A 2857-nucleotide genomic window follows, 5' to 3' on the forward strand; every position below is an offset into this window, starting at 1 on the left:
GCGCCGCCTCGGTCAGCGGCAGCTGGGGGCCGAGCTCGATCACGAAGTCGCCGGCGTCGAGGAGGGCGATCGTCTCGGCGAGCGCCTCGGCGCGCCAGGCGAGCTCCTCGTCGGTCAGGGGCACCGGGGAGCCGCCGGAGAACGCACGGATGCCGAAGGACGCGGAATCCGGGCCGCGCACGATGGTGGCGATCCGGTCGCGGTCGGCGACGAGTGCGAGCGAGGTCTCGATGGCCTCGTCGGTGCCGGCGCAGTCCAGCGCCACGGTGACGGCTGAGGGGGCGGCGTCGCGCACGCGGTCGAGCAGGCCCTCGCCGTAGGCCACGGGGATCGCGCCGAGTTCGCGCAGCTGGTCGTGGCGGGCGGGGCTCGCCGTCGCGATCACGCTCGCGCCCCAGGCCACCGCGAACTGCACGGCGGCCTGTCCGACCGAGCCGGAGCCGCCGTGCACGAGCAGCACGTCGCCCTCCGCGACCCCGAGCGAGCGCAGCGACTGGTACGCGGTGCCCGCGGGGATCCCGATGGCCGCCCCTTCGGCGGCCGTGACGGAGTCGGGGAGCTTCGCGAGCTTCTCGGTGTCGATCGCGATCGCCGAGGCGTAGGTGCCGTGCGCGTCACGGATCGCCACCCGGTCGCCGACCGCGAAGTCGTCGACACCCTCGCCGAGCAGCTCGACCACGCCGGCCCCGTCGAAGCCGACCGGACGCGGCTCGGTGATCGGAGGAGACGGACGCTTGGCACTGCGCAGCTTGGCGTCGATGGGATTCGCCCCCGCCGCCTCGATGCGCACCACGACCTCGCCGCGAGCCGCGACGGGATCGGGGATCTCCATCAGATGCAGGACATCGGGGGAGCCGAACTCGGTGTAGACGATCGCGCGTGCCATGGATTCAGGCTACCCGCGCTGACGCCCGCCGTCGCGGATCAGCGTCCGGACAGCACCTTCATGATGCGCTGCGGCGACACCGGCTGCGCGGTGCCGAGGCGCTGCGCGAACACGCTGACGCGGTACTCCTCGAGCAGCCAGCGCACCTCGACGAGTGCTGGGGGAGCGTCGGACGGAAGGGGGATGGTGCCGCCCGCATCCTCGAACGCCTTCGCCATCCGTTCGTACTCGGTCATGCGCGCACGATCCTTGCCCGGTTCGCTCCCGAGCGTCTTCAGCCGGTCGAGCATGCCTTCGAGGTAGCGCGGGAAGTGTGCGAGACGGTCGACTCCGGCCGCGGAGACGAAGCCCGGATGCAGCAGGCCGCTCAGCTGTGTGCGGATGTCGTTCAGCGGGCCGAGCAGGGCGAGCGAGTTCTGCGACTTGATGCCGCGTTCGACATCGCGGGACTTCGTCAGGATGCGGGCCACCAGTGAGACGCACGCGAAGAGCTGATCGACCAGCACGCCCGAGACGGCGTCGCGCACCCGGACGAAGTCGGCTTCACTGCGCACGATACCGCCCGGTGCCGTCTGCTCGATGACCTGCCGCGCGACGGCCGCGCGGCAGTCCTCGATGAGGGCGGCGGCGGACTGGTACGGCGAGGCGGCGAGGGCGAGCTTCTCCTGGCTCGTCAGGTGCTCCTGCACGTACGACGAGGGGGAGGGGACGCCCAGCAGCACGAGCCGCAGCACGCCGTCGCGGGTGGCGGCGGCCGCGGCATCCGGGGTCGATTCGACGCGCACCGACACGGTCTTGCCCTGGTCGACGATCGCCGGGTAGCCGCGCACGACGCCGCCGGCGACGCGGGTGTCGAGCACCTCGGGCAGGTCGCCGAAGGTCCACGCCACCAGACCGGTCTGCTCCACTTGCGGGCGCTTCGGCGTGCTCAGAGTCCCCGGCTTCACGGGCCCGGACTTCGGCGGCGCGGCGATCGATCGCGCCACGCTGCTGCGCGCCCGGTCGGAGAGCTGCGCCTGCAGCGCCCGCAGGTCGCGACCCGAGCCGACCACCCGGCCGCGTTCGTCGACCGCGCGGAAGTTCATGCGCAGGTGTGGCGGCACGCGCTCGTCGTCGAAGTCGGCGGCGGAGACGAGCTGGTTGGCGAGCGGCTGGATGAGCCGGGCCAGTGCCTCCTTGAGCGTGCGCGGCGGCAGGCCGCCGTGCGACTCCGGACCCTGCTCGGCCAGCTCGGCACCGAACTTCTCGGCCCAGTCCGCGGCGGGCACGACGTGACGGCGGATGGCCTTGGGCAGCGCGCGCAGCAGCCCGGTGACGAGCTCGGCGCGCAGGCCCGGAACCTGCCAGTCGAAGCCGCGGTCCTCGAGCTGCGCGAGCAGCGGCAGCGGCACGACCACGCTCACACCGTCGTCGTCGGCACCCGGCTCGAACCGGTACGCGAGGCCGAGCACCTGGTCGCCCTGCGTCCACCGCGTCGGGAACTCGCGCTGGTCGGCACGCTCCTCGTCGTCGATCAGGTCGCTCTCGCGCATCACGAGCAGCTTCGGCGTCGCGGCCATCGCCTCGCGCCACCAGCTCTCGAACGACCGCACGTCGAACACGTCGGTGGGGATGCGCTCGTCGTAGAACCGGAACACGGCCTCGTCGCCGGCGAGGATGTCGCGGCGGCGCTCGCGCTCCTCCAGCTTCTCGAGGCGCTTGCGCAGCTCTGCGTTGCTGCGCCAGAACGCGCTCACCCGCTTGTCGATCCGCGTCGGATCCCACTCGCCCTCGACGAGTGCATGGCGCACGAAGAGCTCGCGCGAGGCGGCCCGGTCGATGCGCGCGAACTGCACACGGCGGCGCGGGATGATCTCGAGCCCGAACAGCGTCACCTTCTCGAACGCGACGGCGGCGCCGGCATCCTTCGACCAGTGCGGCTCGGTCACCTGGCGCTTGGCGAGGTCTCCGGCGAGCGGTTCGGCCCACGCC

The 2857-nt window shown here is 72.5% G+C and carries 2 protein-coding genes; both read right to left on the minus strand.

The genetic code is table 11. From position 1 onward, the window contains the following. Positions 1–886 (minus strand): quinone oxidoreductase family protein (locus ACNPM4_RS17290; protein ID WP_448986502.1); only part of this gene is annotated, 886 nt, incomplete at its 3' end. A 38-nt stretch (positions 887–924) separates the two neighbouring features. Further along, on the minus strand, positions 925–2857 hold a 1933-nt coding region (locus ACNPM4_RS17295; RefSeq protein ID WP_448986503.1), incomplete at its 5' end, for a DUF3418 domain-containing protein.

The sequence above is a fragment of the Microbacterium umsixpiens genome (genome assembly GCF_053543675.1).